Origin of the sequence: Halopelagius longus, assembly GCF_900100875.1 — an archaeon.
In the GTDB taxonomy this organism is placed as follows: domain Archaea; phylum Halobacteriota; class Halobacteria; order Halobacteriales; family Haloferacaceae; genus Halopelagius; species Halopelagius longus.
This window is the reverse complement of record NZ_FNKQ01000002.1, coordinates 446,725-465,897: the sequence shown is the minus strand read 5'-3', so window position 1 is coordinate 465,897 and position 19,173 is coordinate 446,725. Positions and strand designations below refer to the sequence as shown.

18 protein-coding genes are annotated in these 19,173 nt (G+C 67.7%); 10 read left to right on the top strand and 8 right to left on the bottom strand.

The annotated features are described in order from the left end of the window. The first annotated feature begins 100 nt into the window (after positions 1–100). The 7 genes from BLS11_RS08125 (at position 101) to BLS11_RS08095 (ending at position 5,296) form a co-directional block, all read left to right on the top strand. On the top strand, positions 101–1,051 hold the full coding sequence (locus BLS11_RS08125) for an ABC transporter substrate-binding protein (protein WP_092535747.1): 951 nt from the start codon (positions 101–103) through the stop codon (positions 1,049–1,051). Positions 1,052–1,105: 54 nt separating this feature from the next. Next, on the top strand, positions 1,106–2,203 hold the full coding sequence (hisC, locus tag BLS11_RS08120) for a histidinol-phosphate transaminase (protein ID WP_092535744.1): 1,098 nt from the start codon (positions 1,106–1,108) through the stop codon (positions 2,201–2,203). Then, positions 2,200–2,712 carry an adenylate kinase family protein gene (locus BLS11_RS08115; RefSeq protein ID WP_092535741.1) on the top strand — a complete coding sequence of 171 codons (513 nt, stop codon included), beginning with the start codon at positions 2,200–2,202 and terminating at the stop codon, positions 2,710–2,712. Before hisC ends, BLS11_RS08115 begins: the two co-directional genes overlap by 4 nt. After that, positions 2,709–3,308, top strand: coding sequence for a CDP-alcohol phosphatidyltransferase family protein (locus tag BLS11_RS08110; protein ID WP_092535738.1), 600 nt, complete (start codon positions 2,709–2,711; stop codon positions 3,306–3,308). The genes BLS11_RS08115 and BLS11_RS08110 overlap by 4 nt, the downstream gene beginning before the upstream one ends. 58 nt (positions 3,309–3,366) lie before the next feature. Further along, positions 3,367–3,900, top strand: coding sequence for a multiprotein bridging factor aMBF1 (locus BLS11_RS08105; RefSeq protein WP_092535735.1), 534 nt, complete (start codon positions 3,367–3,369; stop codon positions 3,898–3,900). Positions 3,901–4,257: 357 nt separating this feature from the next. Then, complete coding sequence (gene tpiA, locus BLS11_RS08100; protein ID WP_092535732.1) at positions 4,258–4,902, top strand: triose-phosphate isomerase; 645 nt, start codon at positions 4,258–4,260, stop codon at positions 4,900–4,902. A 139-nt stretch (positions 4,903–5,041) separates the two neighbouring features. Beyond that, on the top strand, positions 5,042–5,296 hold the full coding sequence (locus tag BLS11_RS08095) for a DdfA family disk-determining factor (RefSeq protein WP_092535729.1): 255 nt from the start codon (positions 5,042–5,044) through the stop codon (positions 5,294–5,296). A 62-nt stretch (positions 5,297–5,358) separates the two neighbouring features. Here the strand turns inward: BLS11_RS08095 and BLS11_RS08090 are convergent, their stop codons facing one another. From BLS11_RS08090 to aroC, 7 genes are all read right to left on the bottom strand, one after another. Further along, complete coding sequence (locus BLS11_RS08090) at positions 5,359–5,667, bottom strand: hypothetical protein (RefSeq protein ID WP_092535726.1); 309 nt, start codon at positions 5,665–5,667, stop codon at positions 5,359–5,361. Positions 5,668–5,675: 8 nt separating this feature from the next. Beyond that, positions 5,676–7,475, bottom strand: coding sequence for an ATP-binding protein (locus BLS11_RS08085; protein WP_092535723.1), 1,800 nt, complete (start codon positions 7,473–7,475; stop codon positions 5,676–5,678). A gap of 73 nt (positions 7,476–7,548) precedes the next feature. Then, positions 7,549–8,976, bottom strand: coding sequence for a DNA polymerase IV (gene dinB / locus BLS11_RS08080; protein WP_092535720.1), 1,428 nt, complete (start codon positions 8,974–8,976; stop codon positions 7,549–7,551). Positions 8,977–9,146: 170 nt separating this feature from the next. Further along, on the bottom strand, positions 9,147–9,575 hold the full coding sequence (lrpA1, locus tag BLS11_RS08075) for an HTH-type transcriptional regulator LrpA1 (RefSeq protein WP_092535717.1): 429 nt from the start codon (positions 9,573–9,575) through the stop codon (positions 9,147–9,149). 105 nt (positions 9,576–9,680) lie between these two features. Beyond that, positions 9,681–10,619, bottom strand: a complete 939-nt coding sequence (locus BLS11_RS08070; RefSeq protein WP_092535714.1) for a thiamine pyrophosphate-dependent enzyme — start codon at positions 10,617–10,619, stop codon at positions 9,681–9,683. Between the two features lie 3 nt (positions 10,620–10,622). After that, on the bottom strand, positions 10,623–12,521 hold the full coding sequence (locus BLS11_RS08065; protein WP_092535711.1) for a 2-oxoacid:acceptor oxidoreductase subunit alpha: 1,899 nt from the start codon (positions 12,519–12,521) through the stop codon (positions 10,623–10,625). Positions 12,522–12,750: 229 nt separating this feature from the next. Continuing rightward, the gene (gene aroC / locus BLS11_RS08060) at positions 12,751–13,902 is read right to left on the bottom strand and encodes a chorismate synthase (RefSeq protein ID WP_092537207.1); all 1,152 of its coding nucleotides are present in this window, start codon (positions 13,900–13,902) and stop codon (positions 12,751–12,753) included. 265 nt (positions 13,903–14,167) lie between these two features. On the opposite strand from aroC, the gene nadA reads away from it, so the two are divergent. The 3 genes from nadA to nadC are packed head-to-tail and all read left to right on the top strand — an operon-like array spanning position 14,168 to position 17,739. Then, positions 14,168–15,307 carry a quinolinate synthase NadA gene (nadA, locus tag BLS11_RS08055; protein WP_092535708.1) on the top strand — a complete coding sequence of 380 codons (1,140 nt, stop codon included), beginning with the start codon at positions 14,168–14,170 and terminating at the stop codon, positions 15,305–15,307. Continuing rightward, positions 15,304–16,863 (top strand): L-aspartate oxidase, encoded by a 1,560-nt coding sequence (locus BLS11_RS08050; protein WP_092535705.1) that lies wholly within the window; start codon positions 15,304–15,306, stop codon positions 16,861–16,863. The genes nadA and BLS11_RS08050 overlap by 4 nt, the downstream gene beginning before the upstream one ends. 6 nt (positions 16,864–16,869) lie before the next feature. Then, complete coding sequence (gene nadC / locus BLS11_RS08045; RefSeq protein WP_092535702.1) at positions 16,870–17,739, top strand: carboxylating nicotinate-nucleotide diphosphorylase; 870 nt, start codon at positions 16,870–16,872, stop codon at positions 17,737–17,739. Positions 17,740–17,772: 33 nt separating this feature from the next. Here the strand turns inward: nadC and aroA are convergent, their stop codons facing one another. After that, a complete protein-coding gene (gene aroA / locus BLS11_RS08040) occupies positions 17,773–19,071 on the bottom strand; it encodes a 3-phosphoshikimate 1-carboxyvinyltransferase (RefSeq protein ID WP_092535699.1) in 1,299 nt (432 codons plus the stop codon). Between the last annotated feature and the right edge of the window lie 102 nt (positions 19,072–19,173).

The following is a 19,173-nucleotide window of genomic DNA, read 5'->3' as shown; positions in this document are numbered from 1 at the left end:
TCGGTTCCCCGTGGGTTCCGCCCGTGGCGTAACTGTATCCAGTTACGTCCGCACGTGTTCGAAACCAAATTCACATATCCCCACCGACGAGTGTCGTCGTATGCGCCGACGCCGCTATCTGGAAGCACTCGGGGCGACCGGACTCGTCGCCGGGGCGGGGTGTCTGAGCGACGGGCGGGGAGACGGAAGTCGGTCGAACGTCGCCTCGGGCGGAGGGGGGCGTTCGACGGCGGAAACGGCGGACGCGGAGACGCGGACGCTGACGCTCGCCACCGCGACGACGGCGTACGACACCGGCCTGTTGGACGCTCTCCATCCGACCCTCCGCGAACGGTTCGGTCTGCGGGTGAAGGTGCTCTCTCTCGGGACGGGGGCGTCGCTCAGGAAGGGGCGCGACGGCGACGCCGACGCCGTCCTCGTCCACGCCCGCGAGGCCGAAGACGCGTTCCTGCGGGAGGGGTTCGGCGTCAACCGCCGGTCGCTGATGCACAACGACTTTCTCGTCGTCGGACCCGCCGACGACCCCGCGGGCATCGCGGGCGTCTCCGACCCCGTCGCGGCGTTCGAGCGTATCGCCCGCGCGGAGTCGCTGTTTCTCTCCCGCGGCGACGAGTCGGGGACGCACCGCCGCGAGGAGACCCTCTGGAACCGCGCCGACGCCGCGCCGGGCGGTCGGTGGCATCAGGCGACGGGCGACGGCATGGGCGACACCCTCCGGCAGGCGGGGCGACGCGGCGCGTACACCCTGACGGACCGGGGGACGTACCGCGTCTTCCGGGAGGAGATAGGACTCGACGCGTTCGTCGAGGGACCCCTCGGCGGCGGGTCGGAACTCCTCTTGAACGAGTACGGCGTCGTCCCGGTCAACCCCGCGACGCACGACGTGCGGTACGAACTCGCCATGCAGTACGTCGGCTTCCTCACCGGCCCGACCGGGCAGCGACTGATTCGGGAGTTCCGGCCCGGCGGCGACCCGCTTTTCGTCCCCGACGCCCTCTCCTCGGACCCGCAGTTCGGCCAGTACGTCCCCTCGTCGTACCGCGAGGGGTAGCGCCCCGTCCGGTGTAAGCATCCTTAAGAACCGCGGGGAGTATCGTTCGACCATATGATGCCGAGGGACCTCTCCGCGCACGAGGCGTACGTACCCGGGCGCGGGTCCGAGGAGGTGGCCCGCGAACTCGGGGTAGAGCCCGACGAGTTGACGAAGCTATCGTCGAACGAGAACCCCCACGGCCCCTCCCCCGCCGCCGTGGCCGCAGTCGAGGACGCCGCGCCCGACGTGAACGTCTACCCGAAGACGTCGCACACGGACCTCACGGAGCGACTGGCGTCGAAGTGGGACGTCTCGTCCGAACAGGTGTGGGTGAGTCCGGGCGCGGACGGTGCGCTCGATTACCTCTCGCGGGCGTTCCTCGACCCCGACGACCGGGTGCTGGTCCCGACGCCGGGGTTCGCGTACTACTCGATGTCGGCGCGGTACCACCACGGCGACGCCGCCGAGTACGGCGTCTCGAAGGCCGACGACTTCGCGCAGACGGCCGCCGGAGTGCTCGACGCCTACGACGGCGAGCGAATCGTCTACGTCACGACGCCGCACAACCCCACCGGGTCGGTGATGCCGCGCGAGGAGATAGTCGAACTGCTCGAATCGGTCGAGGACCGCACCCTCGTCGTCGTCGACGAGGCGTACGGCGAGTACGCCGAGGAACCGACCGCAATCGAACTCCTCGCCGAGTACGACAACCTCGCGGTGACGCGCACGTTCTCGAAGGCGTACGGCCTCGCCGGACTCCGAATCGGGTACGCCGTCGTCCCGGCGGCGTGGGGCGACGCCTACGCCCGGGTGAACACGCCGTTCGCCGCGAACGAACTCGCCTGCCGCGCCGCCCTCGCCGCACTCGACGACGAGGAACACGTCGAAGAGTCGGTGGAGACGGCGGCGTGGGCCCGCGAGTACTACCGCGACGAACTCGACGCGCGGACGTGGCCCTCCGGCGGCAACTTCGTCCTCGCGGAAGTCGGCGACGGGTCGGCCGTCGCGGAGGCGGCGCAACGCCGCGGCGTCATCGTCCGCGACACCTCCAGTTTCGGCCTGCCGGAGTGCGTCCGCGTCTCCTGCGGCACGCGCGAGGAGACGAAACGGGCCGTCGAAGTGCTGAACGACGTCGTCGCCGACGTCGCCGCGGAGGGGACGCGGGCGTGACGCGCGTCGCACTCACCGGCACGCCCGGCACCGGGAAGACGACGGCGAGCGAAATCGTCGCCGACCGCACGGGCGTGGACGTGATTCACCTCAACGACGCCATCCGCGAGGAGGAACTGTTCACCGAACGCGACGCCGAGCGCGATTCGCTTGTGACCGACTTAGACGCCGTCGCGGAGTGGTTAGGCGAGTGGGACGGCGTCCTCGAATCCCACCTCGCGCACCACTTCGACGCCGATATCGCCGTCGTCCTTCGCTGTCACCCCGAGGAACTCGAACGGCGACTCGAAGAACGCGGCGAGACCGAGGCGAAGGCCAGAGAGAACGCCGAGAGCGAAGCGCTCGACGTGGTTCTCGCGGAGGCGGTCGAGCGGTTCGGCGAAGACGCCGTCTACGAGATAGACACGACCGACCGAGAACCCGACGCCGTCGCCGAGGACGTCGTCGCCGCCGTCGAAGGCGAGATGGACCCGCGCGCCGGCACCGTAGACTTCATCGACTACCTATGACGCTCGACCAGTACCGCTCCGTCGCGGACCGACTGCTCGACCCCTTCGTCAGCGTCGCCGACCGCCTCGGCCTCTCGCCGGACGGCGTCAGCGTCGTCGCCTTCGGGTTCGCCGTCGCCGCCGGCGGGGCGTTCGCCGCCGCCGACCCCCTCTGGTACGCCCTCGGCGGAGTGTTCGTCTTTCTGAACGGCTGGTTGGACCTCGTGGACGGCGCACTCGCGCGGGCGCAGGGCGTCGCCAGCGAGGGCGGTGACCTCCTCGACCACGTCCTCGACCGGTACGCCGACATCGCCATGCTCGTCGGCCTCGCGGCGGGCATCGGGACGTGGGCGCTCGGCCTCGCCGCCGTCACGGGCGTCCTGATGACCTCCTACCTCGGGACGCAGATTCAGGCCGTCGGGCTCGGCAGAGAGTACGGCGGCCTCGTCGGGCGAGCCGACCGGTTGGCGCTCATCGGTATCGTCGCGTTCGTCGCCGCCGCGGTCCAGAGCCTCCTCGGCTTCCACCCCGTCGCGTTACTGCTGGGCTTCTTCGCGGTCATCGGTCACTTCACCGCGCTCCAGCGGTTCTGGGGCGCGATGAGCGACCTCTCCTGAGGGAATCCGAGTACGTCGCGTCGTGCCTTTTATATCGCGCCCTCGGCTATGAGAGTGTATGCCCCAATGCGAGATGTGCGGCAAGGAGCGGCCGTCGCTGAAGACGGTCAAGGTGGAAGGGGCCGAACTCGAACTTTGCGACGATTGCGCCGAGTTCGGTACCGAGGTCCGCACTGAATCGAGTTCCTCGTCGGCCTCGACGAAGTACTCCACGTCGAGTTCTTCGTCCTCGTCTTCGTCCAGTTCCTCCGGTTCGACCGGGGGCGGCAGTTCCGGCGGGTCGAAGCGCCGCCGCCGGGACATGTTCGACGACATGGACGAAATCGCGGCGGACTACGACGACAGAATCCGCGAGGCCCGGGAGGGTCGCGGCCTCAGTCAGGAGGACCTCGCGCAGTCGCTCAACGAGAAGGCGAGTCTCATCCGCAAACTCGAACGCGGCGACATCCTCCCCTCCGACTCCGTTCGGAAGAAACTCGAGAAGAAACTCGACATCTCCCTCGTCGAGGGCGGAGACGACGAAGAAGAGGAGTGGTCGGGCGGTTCCTCGACGACGACGACCCTCGGCGACGTGGTCAAGCGCAAGGACTGACCGCGACGCCCCGACTTCGACGATTTCTTTCGGTCTCCGAGACCGTCCAGCGGTAGCGCTCCCTTCGATATCCGAGTCATTCTTCGGCGGCAGTATCTGTTGATTTTCCGAGTAAACGCGGTATCCTAAGTGAACGCCGGTGGCAACGTATCGAAACGAAAGAGATGACGTACACGGTGATTTGCATCGAATGCGGTCTCCGACGCGAGATGGACGAGTTAGACGACGTCCTCAACTTTCGGGAAGCGCACAAGGAGCAGTACGACCGCCACCACGTCGAGTTCGAGTTGATTCAGTGACCGTCTCTCGAATCGACGAAGATTAACCTATTTCTCGGCGGAGACCCGACACGAAAGCGTGTTCATCCTCGTCAATCTCAAGGCGTACCCGTGCGACCCCATCGAAGTAGCGACCGCGGCCCGCGAGGTGTCCGAGGAGTCCGGCGTCCGCATCGCCGTCTCCCCGCAGGCCGCCGACATCGCCCGCGTCGCCGAGACGGGCGTCGAAACGTGGGCACAGCACGTGGACCCGAACGGCCACGGAAGCCACACCGGGAGCACCCTCGCCGAGGCGGCGGCCGAGGCCGGCGCGGAGGGGACGCTCATCAACCACTCCGAGAAGCGACTCAAACTCGCCGACATCGACGGCTCCGTCCGCGCCGCCGAACGCGCGGGACTCGAAACGTGCGTCTGCGCGAACAACCCGGCCCAGATCGGTGCCGCCGCGGCCCTCGGTCCCGACTCCGTGGCGGTCGAACCGCCGGAACTCATCGGCGGCGACGTCTCCGTCGCCACCGCAGACCCCGACATCGTCGAGGACGCGGTCGAGGCGGCCGCGAGCGTCGACGAAGACGTCGAGGTGTTCTGCGGCGCGGGCATCTCCTCGGGCGACGACGTCGAGGCCGCCGGTGACCTCGGCGCGACGGGCATCTTGCTCGCCTCCGGCGTCGCCAAGGCCGACGACCCCCGCGCGGCCCTCGAAGACCTCGTCGAACCGCTGTAATCGACCGCGAACGCCCCGTTCGGGCGGTCCCAGACGGGTCGCGCGTATTTCGATCGGTTGCGGAGTATAATTCTACATCCTCTTTTCAGAATACAACGTCTGACGAACGTTTATCACATGTTAGATACTGCGGGATAACGTGTCAGCATCAGAGAGTTCGAACAAGTCTGAAACGAGCACGGGGGCGACGACGCGCGCAGTCGTCGAAGCGGTCAGTTCCGCCACGGACACGCCGGCGGTCGAACTGCCGCCGTTGTACGGCGCGGTGGACCCCGACGCCTTGAACGCGCTCTTCTCCGCTCCGGGCGCGAACGGGGAGATCTCCTTCCGATACGCGGGGTGCGTCGTGACCGTCCGCGCGGACCGGACGGTGGACGTCTCGACCGGCGTCTGAACCTCGGTCCGTCGTCGGCTTCGACGCCCGCGTCGGAGTCGTCGCCCGCAGTTCGCTGATTCTCACCCGGGACAGCCCCAGAACACGCACCCGAACAGGAGGTACGTCGGGACGCACCCGACGAGTAGCGTGAGACCGAACGCGAGTAGCGACCGCGCCGTCCGCGTCGATACCCACGGGAACGGGAAGGCGACTAGAGCCGACAGCGTCGCCGCGACTCCGAGTCCGGCCATCGAGAACGTCGCGAGCACGCCGTACGGGGAGAATCGTCCGAACACCCCGAAGAACTCCAAGACGTTGACGAGGAGGACGACGAGAAGAATCTCCGCGGCCGCGACGGCCGAACGGCGAGGGCTATCGAGGAGGGACATCGTTTCGGTCAGTCGTCGGCTTCGACGTCCGCGTCGGAGTCGTCGCCGTCGGCATCGGCGTCGGCCGCGTCGCTCCCGTCCGCGTCGGCCGCGCCGGTCGGGTCGTTCTCGGCGGCGTCCTCCTCGCGCATCGTCGGGACGAACGACCGTTCGACGGCCGAGACAACGTCTCTGAGTTCGCCCTCGTCCAACCGGTCGGCGAACTCCTCGCGGACGAGTTCCGGAAGCGCGTAGGCGTACCGGCCGCGACCGACGTGTTCGACGAACCCGGCGCGGCGAAGCGGAGCGTTCCGCCCGTACGCGAGGTGTTTGTCGCCCACCTGCCCGGCGGCGACGTGGGCGTCCACCGGGTCGCAGGCGTCCACCTCGCGGTAGAACGCGAGCATCCGGCGCGAGACGGGGTCCATCGACCGGACGACCGTTCTGAGTCGCTCTATCACGTCCTCCCGGCCGGTCAGACCCGCGAGGTTCTCGTGGGCGCGTTCGGGTTCCACGTCGAACCCCGCGCCGGCGGCGTCCGTCGCCGCCGCGTCGAGTCCGGGGTACGCGCCGGCGGCCGCCGAGGTGACGACGGCGTCCTCCGCCTCGTCGTCTGCCGCGTCCGCGGGGGCCGCCTCGCCGGCGTCCGCACTCGCGCCGTCCGCCGTCGCGGCGTCGGTCGGCGCGTCGTCCGCCGCGTCGTACTCGGCGAGTGCGGCCTGCTTCTCCGTCGAACGGTTCAGGTTGCGGCCCTCGCCGCCGCGGTACGGGGCCTCCGCCTTCTGGAACATCGCCTGCGCGAACTGGTCGGCCATGTGCGAGAGGTCGCGGGCCTCCTCCAGTTCTCGCTCCAGTTCGCGAATCTTCGCCTCCTTCTTGTCTAACTCCTGTCTGAGTTCCGCGATTCGGCTCTCCCGGCGCGCCTTCTCGTCGGAGATGCTCTGGAGTTCGGAGACGAGGTTGCCGTCGACGGACTTCAGGTCGGGTCGCTCGAAGTCGTCCAGTCCGGGCGTCGCCCCCGCGTCGAACGTCTGCTTCTTCCGGAACTGGACGCGGCGGATGGACTCGGACCAGTCCGTGACGAGGAAGCCCTCGCCGTTGCCCATCTCCTCTATGGCGTCGGCGTACTCGGAGCCCAAGATTCGCCCGACGACTTTCGTGTCGTTTTGCCACGTCAGGCGGTGCCACACCAGCCAGTCGCACTGGGTGATGAAGTCCTTCTTCACGTCGGCGGGTCGTTGGCTGATGCCGACGATGCCGAGGCCGTGTTTCCGGCCCCGCTTGCCGATCTTGATGAGCATCTTCCCCGCCTCGTCCATGCCGCCGCCCTCGGGGATGTACTCGTGGCACTCCTCGACGAGCATCAAGAAGGGCTTCTTCAGCTTCTTCTCCTTGGCGAAGAGGTTCTTCGCAACCTCGGTGACGAGCTTCTGGGCGTCGTCCTCGTCGAGGTAACCCGACACGTCGAGGATGATGGGTACGTTCTGTTCGAGCGCCAGCGACGCTATCTTCTCGGCGTGCTCCGAACTCACCTGGATGTCGCACTCGTCGTCAGCGCCGGCGTGGAGCAACTCGAACTGCTCTTTGAGGCCGTAGTACTCCCCGTCGGTGTCCACGATGAGGACCGGGAAGTTGTTCGACAGCAGTTTCTCGATTATCACCGACGCGGTGTTGGACTTCCCGGATCCGGACTTCCCGGTCACGAACCCGCGGCCCGTGAGGATGTCCACCACCGGGAGGTCCACCTCGGTTCCGGGGTCGGCGTCCCCCTTGCCGCCGACGCCCTCGCTTATGTCAGCGACGGTGATCGTCTCGGTATCCTCCGTCATCTACCCGACGCGTCACCGTCGCGCCTCATAGTTCCTCCCTTCCCGTCCGCCGTCCGTCAGACGCCGGCGGGCGCTACTCGAACTGACCCAGAGACGCCTGTCCGTCGGCGTCTTCGGCGTCCTCGGAGTCGGTTTCGGGACCGAACTCCGCTTCGGCGTCCGACCCTCCTTCGCCGTTCGACCCCGCTTCGGCGTCGAAGTCGGTCAGCGTCGGCGACGCCGCAGATTCCTCCGCGTCGCGCGTCGCCGTCCCGCCGTCGGATTTCGGCGTCGCGGCGTCCGCCTCGGCTTCCCTCTCGTCTCCCGTCACCGATTCCGACTCCGACTTCGCCGACTCCCACCCGTCGAGACTCGACTGGTCGGCGTCGGTAAAGGAGAGGTTCGAGACGCGGACGCCCACCTTCCGCGCCGCCTCGTCGTCGAACTCCGAGAGGAGGTCGAGGGCCACGTCCTCGACGAGTTCCGGTTCGTCCACCGGCCCCGACAGCGACCGTTCCCGAGTGTTCACGTCGTACGGCGGGAGGACCACCTTGATGCCGATGGTGCGGTACATCGCGCCGCGACTCCGGGCGCGTTCGGACACGTCCGCCGCGAGGGCGGACACCACGTCGCGTTTCTTCTCCGCGTCGTCCGTCGCGTCCGCGAACGCCGACTCCCGCGAGAGACTCTTCGGTCGGCCCGCGGGCGTCACCTCCCTGTCGTCGTCGCCGCGGGCGCGACTGCGGAGTTCTCGCCCGCGGGACCCGAACGTCGACGCTATCTCGTCTGCGTCCGCCGCCGCCAACTCCCCCGCCGTCTCGATGCCCATCTCCGCGAGTTTTCGGGCCGTGACCGGCCCGACGCCGTGCACCTCCTCGACGGAGAGGGGCGCGAGAAACGAGCGAACCTCGCCGGGTTCGACGACGACGAGGCCGTTCGGCTTGTCGTGGTCGCTGGCCACCTTCGCGGCGGACATGTTGGGCGCGACGCCGACGCTTGCGGGGACGCCCACCTCCCGTCCGATTCGCTGTTTCACGTGGCGGGCGAACCCCTCCGCCAGCGTCCGGTCGCCGTCGGGCGTCGTCTCCCAGGAGGTTCTGTCGGTGACGTCGAGGTACGCCTCGTCGATGCTCACCTCTCGAACTACGTCGGCGCACTCGTGGAGAATCTCCTTGACCTCCGCCGCGACGGACTTGTAGTAGTCGATGTCCACGGGGCGGTAGTAGCCCGCCTCCGCGGGGTCTTCGGCCGTCTCGACGCGCGGCAGGCGGTCGAGGGCCTGCGAGATGGGCTGGGCGCTCTCGACGCCGTACTCCCGCGCCTCGTAACTCGCCGTCGCCACCGCGCCGAACGTCTCGCCGGACTCGTACCCCATCCCGACGACGAGCGGTTCGCCGCGGAGTTCGGGTTCGCGGAGGCGTTCGCAGGAGGCGTAGAAGCAGTCCATATCGACGTGGAGCACGATACGCGGCGCTTCCGACTCGCCGCCGTCGTCCACGCCGGGAAGCGTCTCCCCCGCCATCACCACCACGTCCGTACCGAAGGGTACTGAGCGTTCCCAAAGCGGAGTGAAAGTGGTCCGCGGCGACCGGTCCCCCGTCGAGAGCGTTCGCTATCGGGCCGGCGGTCGGCGAGAGGCGAGTGGGGCGTACCCGCGAGAAAGTTAGACCGGAGAATGCGGGCGTCGAATCCTCACTTCAACCGTTCCTGCAGGAACGAGGGGTGGGCGGCGGTGACGCCGTCGATGCCGAGTATCGACTCGGAGATGACGTCGCCGAGGGCGTCGCCGTCCGCGGCCCGAACCTCCGCCATCAGCATGTGGTCCCCGGAGGAGGTGTAGAGGGCGTCCACCGACTCCAATCCCTTCAGTTCCCGCGTCGCCTCGACGTAGCTGTCAGATGAGACGTCGATGCCGACGAGGGCTATCGACTGCCCGGAGAGCTTCTTCGGGTCGACGTCGGCGGAGTAGCCGACGATGACGCCCTCCTCTTCGAGCTGTTGGATGTACTTTCGCACCGTCGGTTTCGAGACGCCCGCCCTGTCGGCTATCTCGGCGTACGACGCCTGTGCGTCGTCCTCCAAGACGGCGAGGATGCGCCCCTGCGTAGACGTGGCTTCCATGGAGGTAGCTTTTGCTCCACGGAAAAAATATGTTGCGAATGCGAAAACGGTTCTCCATCCGACGGAAAACGCCGCACGGAGGGCGTCAGGGCCGCGAGCCGACCGTTACTTGTGCTTGTCGAGCCACATGTCGTGGGAGCGCTCCCACTCGTAGTCGTCGTCGAAGTACCGCTCCGCCAGCGGTTCGTCGGGCATCTCGCCGATGCGCTTCTTCTCCTGCTGGTAGGAGAGACGCTCGTCGTCGATGTAGTACCGACCGGTGAGGACGGTTCCCTCGTGGAGCGCGTTCTCCGTCTCGTACATCATCTCGGAGGCGGACCGCCGGTCGTTGACGTCGATGTCGTAGTCCTCGGACTCGTTGATGTCGATGTACGGGACGTACTGCTTTGCGTCCTTGTTCCACGTCGGACACTGCGTGAGGAAGTCCACGTGGCTGAAGCCGTCGTGTTCGATGGCTTCGACGATGATGTCCTTCGCCTGGTTCGGGTTGACGGCGGCGGTGCGGGCGATGTAGGACGCACCGGCGTTCAGGGACATCGAGAGCGGGCGGATGGGGTCCTTCGCCGAGCCGTGCGGCTGGGTCTTGGACTTGTGGCCCTTCGGCGACGTCGGGGACGTCTGTCCCTTCGTCAGGCCGAATATCTCGTTGTTGAACACGATGTGCGTGAGGTCGTGGTTCTCACGCGCCGTGTGCATGAAGTGGTTCCCGCCGATGCCGTAGTTGTCGCCGTCGCCGCCCGCGGCGATGACGGTCAGGCCGTCGTTCGCCATCTTCGCGGCGCGCGCGATGGGCAGTTCGCGCCCGTGGATGGTGTGGAACCCGTAGCTCTCGAAGTAGCTGTTCAACTTGCCCGAGCAGCCGATGCCCGTACAGACGAGCATCTCCTCGGGCGAGAGGCCGAGTTCCGCCGCGGCACCCTTCAGGGCCTTCAGGACCCCGAAGTCGCCGCACCCCGGACACCACGTCGGCTGGGGTTCGACGCCGGGCGTGTACTCGTTTCGGTCTCTCTCTTGTTCCTCTCCGATTGCGCTGAATGCACTCATTGTTTAGTCACCCGCTGCAGGGACGTATTTGGTCTCGTGGCCGGAGAGCTCTCCGCCCTCGACGATGCTCGTGATGAACCCGCTGACGATCTCGTCGGGTTCGAAGGGGTTGCCGTTGAACTTCAGGAGGCTCGACAGCTTCTCGCCGAAGCGGCCGGTCTCCTTCTGCGTCAGACCGCGGAACTGCGCCGACGCGTTCATCTCGACGACGAGACACTCGTCGACGCTCTCTAAGAACTCGCTGACCTGCTCGACCGGGTAGGGAGCCAACTCGGAGACGCCGAACGCCTTCACCGAGTGGTCCCGTTCGTTGAGTCGGTCGACGGCTTCCTCGACGGTGCCCTGCTGGGAGCCGAACGTCATGATGCCGTACTCGGCTTCCTCGGGACCGTAGTGGGTGTTGGCGCTCTCCTCTTCGCTGTCGAGTTCCTCGCGGATGTTGTCGAGCTTCCGCATGCGGCGGCCCATCTGGTGGACGCGGTTGTCCGGGTCCTCCGAGATGTGACCGGCGGGCATGTGCTCGTTACCCGTCGCGAGGTAGCGGCCGCCCTTCTGTCCGGGGATGGAGCGCGGACTGACCGCGTTCTCGCCGTCGTACTGGAAGCGGTTGAACTTGCCCGAGGCGTCGTGGGGCGCCTCTTCGAGTTCCGCTTCCGTCAGGACCGATCCCATGTCCGGGTTCGGCTCCTCGTCGAAGACGCTGGCGGGAACGTTCCGCAGTTCGCCGCCGTTCTTCTGGTCGTAGAGGACGATGGACGGAATCTGGTACTCGTAGGCGATCTGGAACGCGCGTCGCGTCTGCCGGTACGCCTCCTCGGCGTCGGCGGGCGCGAACACCACGCGGTGGGAGTCGCCCTGCGACGTGTACAGGACGTGTTCGAGGTCGCCCTGTTCGGGCTTCGTCGGCATCCCGGTCGAGGGACCGGCGCGCATCGCCTCGACGAGGACGACCGGCGTCTCGGTCATCTCGGCGAGGCCGAGCGGTTCGGACATCAGCGCGAACCCGCCGCCGGAGGACCCGGACATGGCCTTCACGCCGGCGTGGGAGGCGCCGATAGCCAGCGCCGCCGCGGCGATTTCGTCTTCGACCTGTTCGGAGATGCCGCCCACGTCCGGAAGGTTCTGCGACATGATGGTGAACACTTCCGTCCACGGCGTCATCGGGTAGCCCGCGATGAAGCGGCAGCCTTCGTCGAGTGCGCCGTAGGCGATGGCGTCGGACCCCGAGAGGAGCACCTGCTCCTCGTCGTGTTCGCCCTCCGGAACCGAGATGTCCGGGGCGTCGACGTCGTACTCCTCTTGGACGAGTTCGTACGCGTCGTCGAAGACGGTCATGTTCGGTTCGAGAATCTTCTCGGGCATCGCGTCCGACATCAGGTCCTTGATGACGTGCGGTTCGATGTCCGCGATGGCGCACGTGACGGCGACTCCGGCCGTGTTACGCATGACCTCGCGCCCGTGCTCGCGCGCGATGGTGCGCAGGTCGATGTCGTAGACGTGCCAGTCGTTCTCCTCGACTCGTTCGTCGAAGTCCTCGATCTCCGAGGCGTCGAGCAGACCGGAGTCGTAGATGATGACGCCGCCCTCTCGGAGTTCGTCGAGGTTCTCCGAGAGCGGTTTTACCTCCTCGTTGCCGTAGTAGGCGTTCTCCTGGGGGTTCCGGGCGAAGGAGTCGCCGAGCGCGAGGAGGAAGTTGTAGCCGTCTCCGCGAGACCGAACGGGCTCGTCGGAGACTCGTACTTCCGTGTACGTGTGACCGCCGCGGATGCGCGACGGGTAGTGGCGGTGCGTGAATACGTGGAGCCCCGACCGCATCAGGGCCTTCGCGAAGTTCTGGCTGGTCGAGGCGATGCCGTCCCCAGAACCGCCTGCGATTCGCCAGATGAGTTCGTGGTCAGTCATATGTTGAGCTCACGGCCCGCGAGGGCCACTACCGAAAACTTTCGCTACGAGCCGATTAAAGCCTTTGCTATGGATTAACAAGGAAAGATGATGATGGACCTAATATGTCTACGTGACGCACGCTAATTTCCTCAAAAAATGGACGTTCGTCCGGCATATTCGAAGGCGGAGGCAAAAATTGCTACTCGATTTCGGGTTACTTATCCCGCGAGTAGCGGGTTCGATTCGGTTACTCGTTGTCCGGGCTACTGGGGTGGTAGTCGGTGTCGTACTCGCCGGGTTCGTCGTCCATTCGGTCGGGATTGATGCGGCCCGACAGGAGCATGAAGTCCACGATGGTGAGGTTCAACATCGCCTCGACGACCGGGACGGCCCGCGGCGGCAGAACCGGGTCGTGGCGGCCGACGACTTGGATGTCCTTCTCCTCGCCCGTCTCCCAGTCCACCGTCTTCTGTTCCTTCGGAATGGAGGTGGGCGCGTGGAACGACACTTCGCCGTAGATGGGTTGGCCGGTGGTGATGCCGCCCTGCAGGCCGCCGTGTTTGTTGCCGACGGGGGTGGGGTCGCCGTCCTCCCCGAACTCCCAGTCCTCGTTTCGGTCGGACCCGGTCCACTCGCGGGCCTCGCGGCCGAGTCCGTACTCGACGCCCGTCGTCGCCGGGACGGCGAACATCGCCTGCCCGAGTCGCGCGGGGAAGGAGTCGAACCGCGGGGATCCGAGTCCGCGCGGGACGCCTCTTGCCTCGAAGTAGACGGACCCGCCGATGGAGTCGCCCGCCTTCTGGTACTCCTCTATCTTCTCCATCATCCGGTCGGCCGTCTCGGGGTGGGCGCAGCGAACGTCGTTCTCCTCCGCGTGTTCGAGCATCTCCTCGAACGTGACCGGCGGGGCTTCCACGTCGCCGATCTGGTTGACGTGCGCCTTCACCTCGACACCGTGTTCGGCGAGAATCTTCTGCGCCACCGCGCCCGCGGCGACCCAGTTCACCGTCTCCCGGGCGGAGGACCGTCCGCCGCCGCCCCAGTTGCGCGTCCCGAACTTCGCGGAGTAGGTGAAGTCGCCGTGACTCGGGCGCGGGGCCGTCACGTAGGGTTCGTACTTGCCGGACCGGGCGTCCTTGTTCTCGATGACCATCCCGATGGGCGTCCCCGTCGTGTACCCGTCCTGCGTCCCAGAGTTGATGACGACGGCGTCGGGTTCCCCGCGCGAGGTGGTTATCATCGACTGGCCGGGTTTCCGCCGGTCGAGTTCTTTCTGTACGTCCTCCTCGGTCAACTCCAGACCGGCCGGACAACCCGAGACGGTCACGCCCATGGCGTCGCCGTGACTCTCGCCGTAGGTCGTGACCTGAAAGAGGCGGCCGAATCGATTGCCGTTCATTACCTCGTCAGTCCGGTACCCGGGCATTTAGGTTTTGTAGAAAGGCGCAATCGTGGGACGGATATCCGACCGAGAGGCGTCTCTCCCTTCGAACCGCCCCGACGGCGTTCCTCCGTCTCTATCGTCGGAGCCATCAATCTGGACCGATGGACTACCTGAACCGACGGTTGCACCTCGTAGTGGGAATAAGCGCCCAACGGAATTGATTGAAGGAAAAATATTTTCAATACCGGCTTTGATAGACGTGTCAACGAGATTCGACAACATGCCGGAGATGGAAACCACCCAGTTCGAGACGGACCTCAGTCTGTTCAAGTACGACGGCTTAGAGCGGCTTCCGCCGTCGTACCGCGACTTAGACGAGGACGAACGGACCGAACGAATAGAGGCGGCGTTGGCGGAACTCGGCGACGACGTGGTCGTCCTCGGCCACAACTACCAGCGCCGGGAGATAGTCGAACACGCCGACTTCGTCGGCGACTCCTACCAACTGTCGAAGGAGGCGGCGAACACGGACGCCGATTACGTCGTCTTCGGGGGCGTGACGTTCATGGCCGAGTCGGCGGACATCATCACCGACGACGACCAGTCGGTGATTCTGCCCAGCATGGAGGCGTCCTGTCCGATGGCGGGGATGGCCGAGGCGCTACAGGTCGACGCCGTCTGGGCCGAAATCACCGACGCCGCGCCGGACGCGGACATCGTCCCGGTGACGTACATGAACAGTTACGCCGACCTGAAGGCGTTCTGCGCCGAACAGGGCGGACTCGTCTGCACCTCCTCGAACGCCCACGAGGCCTTCGAGTACGCGTTCGACCGCGGCGACACGGTGCTCTTCCTGCCGGACAAGCATCTCGGCGAGAACACCGCCCACCGACTGGGCATGGCGGACCGAACCGTCGTCTGGGACCCGTGGGACCCCGACGGGCGGGACGCCGCCGACGTGGTGGACAACGACGTCATCCTCTGGGACGGCTACTGTCAGGTCCACGAGCGCTTCCGCGAGTCCCACGTCGAGGCGATTCGCGAGGAGCGACCGGACGCGAACGTCGTCGTCCACCCGGAGTGCCGCCGCGAAGTGGTCGAAGCGGCCGACGTGGTCGGGTCGACGGCGACCATCCGTCGGACCGTCGCGGAGGCCGACCCCGGAGAGACGTGGGCCATCGGCACCGAACTCCACCTCGCGAAGCACCTCGACCGGTGGTACCCGGAGGTCGAGGTGCTCCCGTTGTGCGGCGACGCCTGCATGGACTGCAACGCCATGCGGCAGATAGACCCGAACTACCTGACGTGGGTCCTCGAAGAACTCACCGAGGGCCGGGAGCGCAACGTCATCGAAGTCGCGCCCGAGGAGAAGCGACTCGCGCAGGTGGCCCTCGACAGGATGCTGGAGGTGGACCCGTGAGCGACGCGACGGTAGCGGGCGACGGCGACTGCCGCGAGACGGACGTGTTGGTCGTCGGGTCCGGAATCGCCGGCCTCGCCGCCGCACTCGGCGCCGCCCGCGAGGGGGCCGACGTCACCGTCGCGACGAAGGCGACGCGCCCGGCGGACGCCTCCTCGTGGTGGGCGCAGGGCGGTATCGCCGTCGCCCGCGACGACCCGGCGCAGTTCAAAGCGGACATCCTGACCGCGAGCGACGGCACCGCAGAGTCCGACGCCGTGGACGTCCTCGTCGAGAACGCGAACGACGCGGTCGAGGACGTGCTACTCGACACGCTCGGAATCGAGTTCGACGCGGCGGGCGCGGAGTACGACTTCGGCCGGGAGGCCGCCCACGACGAACCGCGAATCCTCCACGTGGACGCCTCGACCGGCAAGCACGTCCACGTCCCCTTCCTCGACCACCTCGACTCCCGCGACGGCGTGACGATTCTGGAGGACACCGCGGCGCTCGAACTCCTCACGCACGAGGGCGGCGTCCGCGGCGCGATGCTCGAACGCGACGGGGAGGTGACGCCGACGTTCGCGGGGGCGACGGTGCTCGCGACGGGCGGCATCGGCGACCTGTACCCCCGTTCGACCAACCCCGACGGGTCGACCGGCGACGGCGTCGCCATGGCGGCACTCGCCGGGGCGGACGTCGCGGACATGGAGTACGTCCAGTTCCACCCGACGGTCTACGCGCCCGCGGACGGCGATGGAAACGGAGACGCCGGAGCGACCGACGGGGCCGACCCGTTCCTCGTCAGCGAAGCGGTCCGCGGCGAGGGGGCCGTCCTCCGGAACGCCGAGGGCGACCGGTTCATGCCCGACTACCACGAGGACGCCGAACTGGCCCCGCGGGACGTGGTCGCGCGGGCCGTCCGATCCGAGCGAGACGCGACCGGCGACGTCGTCTTGGACGTATCGCCGGTGGACTTCGCCGAGGAGTTCCCCGACTTGGCCGCGACGTGCGAGGACCGCGGCGTCGAGTGGACGTCGGGCATCCCGGTCGCGCCGGCGGAACACTTCCTCTGCGGCGGTATCGCCGTCGATTCGCGCGGCCGCGCGTCGCTCGACCGACTGTACGCCGTCGGCGAGTGCGCCCGGACCGGCGTCCACGGCGCGAACCGATTGGCGTCTACGTCCCTGCTCGAAGGACTCGTCTGGGGCCTCCGCGCGGGCGAAGACGCGGCCGGCCGCCCGCCGGAACGGGTCGAAGTCCCGGAACTCCGCGACTCCGACCCCGAACTCCCCGACGCCTTCGCGAGCGAGAAGTTCGTCCGCCTGCGCCGCGCGATGGGCGAGTGCGCCGGACTGCGGCGTCGGCCGTCGGAACTCGAACGCGGGCGCGCGGTCCTCCGCCGACTGAAGGGCGAGGTGGACGCCTACGTCCGCACGCGGACGACCCGTTCGCTGTACGAACTGCGCTCCGCGACGGTCACCGCACTGCTCGTGATGCGGGCCGCGAGCGAGAACGACCGGTCCGTCGGCACGCACACCCTCGTCGAGGAGCCGGCGGAACCGAGGGCGGAGTGAGAGCGGATGCTTCCGAACGCTACGATCGAAGCGTGGCTCCGCGAGGATATCGGACACCACGACGTGACGAACGACGTGCCCGGCGAGACGACGGGACGACTCGTCGCCACCGAACCCGGCGTCGCCGCCGGACTCGACGCCGCGAAGGCCGTCTTCGAGTACCTCGGCGCGTCCGTCACCGAGCGGTCGGCCGCGGGCGACGAACTCGACGCCGGCGAGGCGGTGCTCGAAGTCGAGGGGCCCGCCGAGGACATCCTCCGCGGCGAACGCGTCGCGGTGAACGTCGCCGGACACGCCTCCGGCGTCGCGACGAAGACGCGCGAGGCCGTCGAGGCGGCGCGCGAAGCGGTCGGCGAAGCGCCCGACGGAGACTCTCGCGCGGGGGCGGGCGACTCGGGCGTCCGCATCGCCGGCACGCGGAAGACGACGCCCGGACTCCGCGGCGTCGAGAAGCGCGCCATCGTCGCCGGCGGCGGCGACACGCACCGACTCGACCTCTCGCACATGGTGATGGTCAAAGACAACCACATCGCCGAGCAGGGACTCGAATCGGCCGTCGAGCGGTTCCGCGAGCGCGCGTCGTTCGCGACGAAAATCGAGGTAGAGGTGGAAGACCCCGCGGACGCCCCGCGGGCCGCCCGAGTCGGCGCGGACATCGTCCTCTTGGACAACATGACCCCCGAGGAGACGGCGCGCGCGGTCCAGTTAGTGAACGACGCGGCCGCGGAACTGGGTCGGGAGGTCCACACGGAGGCGTCGGGCGGCATCACCGTCGAGACGGTGCCCGACTACGCCGCGACGGGCGTGGACGTCGTCTCCATGGGGAGTCTCACCCACTCGGCTCCGGCCCTCGATTACTCCTTCCGGACCGGCTAACTCGCGGAACCGCCCGGAGTCACGCCTCTCCGGTCACTCCCGGCGGAGTTCGACGCCCAGCGACGCCATCGAGTCGAAGAAGTTCGGGAACGACACGTCCACGTGTTCCGCGCCCTCGACGGTCGTCTCGCCCTCGGCGACGAGGCCCGCGACGGCGAGGGACATCACGATGCGGTGGTCGTGTCGGCCGTCCACGCGTGCGCCCGTGAGGGTCGTCTCGCCGCCGTGAACCGTGAGGCGGTCCCGCTCTTCGGTCACCGACGCGCCCATCTTCTCCAGTTCCTCGGCCATCGCGCTGACGCGGTCGGTCTCCTTGTACCGGACGTGTTCGCAGTTCTCGACGACGGTGTCGCCGTCGGCCACCGCTCCGAGCGTCGCTATCGTCGGCAGGAGGTCGGGCGTGTCGCCCACGTCCACCGTCGTCCCGGTCAGGTCGGCCCGCGGAACCGTAATCTCGCCCGCCTCGCGGTCCCACGACACCTCGGCCCCCATCGATTCGAGGATATCGACGATGGCGCTGTCGCCCTGTGCGCTGGGTCGCGCGCCCTCGACGACGACGGCGTCGTCCGCCTCGGCGGCGACGGCCCCCGCCGCCAGCAGGTACGACATCGAGGAGAAGTCGCCGGGGACGGCGTACTCGCCGCCCTCCGGAGCGTACGACTGGCCCCCCTCGACGGCGAACCCCTCGTCGGTTCGCTCCGCCTCGACGCCGAAGTCGGCCAGCACTTCGAGGGTGATGTCCACGTACGGCGCGGACTTCAGTTCCGTCTCCAGTTCGATTTCGATTCCCTCGTCGGTGACCGCTCCGGCCATGAGCAGGGCGGTGATGTACTGCGAGGAGACGTCGCCGGGGATGGCGACGCGCCCACCGCGCGTCGCACCGCCGACGACGAGGGGGGCCTGTCCGTTCCGTCGCGTGGACTCGCCGCGCCCGCCGAGGTCCTCGATTGCCGAGAGGAGGGGTCCCTGCGGGCGCGACCGGAGCGAGTCGTCGCCCGTCAGGACGACCAAGCCGTCCGCGAGTGCACCGCAGGCGGTGACCAGACGCATCGTCGTCCCGGAGTTCTCGCAGTTCACCACGTCGTCGGGGACGCCGGGACGGCCGCCGAACCCCTCCACGACGAGGTGGGAGTCGTCCTCCGCCCGTTCGACCGACCCGCCGAAGGCCTCCACCGCGCGCATCGTCGCCTTGGTGTCGGCGCTGACGAGGGGGTCGCGAACGGTGGCTTCGTCCCCGTATCCGGCGGCGAGTACGGCCCGGTGGGTGTAACTCTTCGAGGGCGGCGCTCGGGTCCGACCCGAAACGCGGGAGTTCGAGATGGTGACGTCCATGCGCAGGGATGACGCGGGGTGAGGCATGAGGGTACCGGAAGGGGCTACGTTTCGCCGTTTCGGAACGTCCAGAGCGGGGTCGAAGCGTCCCCCGAGGCGCGC